General features: G+C 76.3%; 1 protein-coding gene and 1 pseudogene. Both read left to right on the top strand.

Annotated elements, in window-relative coordinates:
- A partial coding sequence (gene rfaE2 / locus ND748_RS33260) for a D-glycero-beta-D-manno-heptose 1-phosphate adenylyltransferase (RefSeq protein ID WP_251750186.1) occupies positions 1 to 522 on the top strand: 522 nt, incomplete at its 5' end.
- Positions 519 to 709: pseudogene (locus ND748_RS33255) on the top strand (hypothetical protein); the annotation flags it as partial. The gene rfaE2 and the pseudogene ND748_RS33255, both read left to right, overlap by 4 nt.

Here is a 709-nt window from a genome sequence, read left to right as displayed (position 1 = left end):
GGCACCGCGTGCGCGAGCGGCGGGGGATCCGGCTGGGTCGGCGGGGCGGTCCTGGACGCCGCAGCGCTTGCCGACGCGGTCGCCGCGCACCGCTGCCAGGGCCGGCGGATCGTGTTCACCAACGGCTGCTTCGACGTCGTCCACGCCGGCCACATCGCCTACCTGCACGCCGCCCGGCGACTCGGCGACGTCCTCGTCGTCGCCGTCAACAGCGACGTCGGCGTGCGGCGGCTCAAGGGCCCGGACCGCCCGATCAACGGGCTGGCCGACCGGCTCGCGGTGCTCACCGCCCTGGCCGTCGTCGACCACGTCGCCGTGTTCGACGACGACACCCCGGCGCGGCTCCTGCGCGCGCTGCGGCCCGACGTCTACGTCAAGGGCGGCGACTACACCGAGTCGATGCTCGCCGAGGCGCCGCTGGTCCGGGCGCTGGGCGGCGAGGTGCGTTTCGTCGACTACGTCGCGGACCGGTCGACGTCGGACCTGCTCGGCCGCATCCGGCGCGGGGCGGCCCTGCCGTGACAGGCGGACCGGACGTCACCGGCGGACTGGACGTCACCGGCGGGTTGGACGTGCTCATCCCGACCTGCGGGCGGCCGGCGGCGCTGGCGGTGACCCTGGCCGGGCTCGCCAACCAGAGCGCCGCCGGGTTCCGCGTCATCGTGTCCGACCAGAGCCCCGCCGTGCCGGCCGTTGCCGCGTCGGCCGC

The organism is Frankia sp. AiPs1, assembly GCF_023716945.1.
Lineage (GTDB): Bacteria > Actinomycetota > Actinomycetes > Frankiales > Frankiaceae > Frankia.
This window is presented reverse-complemented; position numbering and strand designations above follow the sequence as displayed.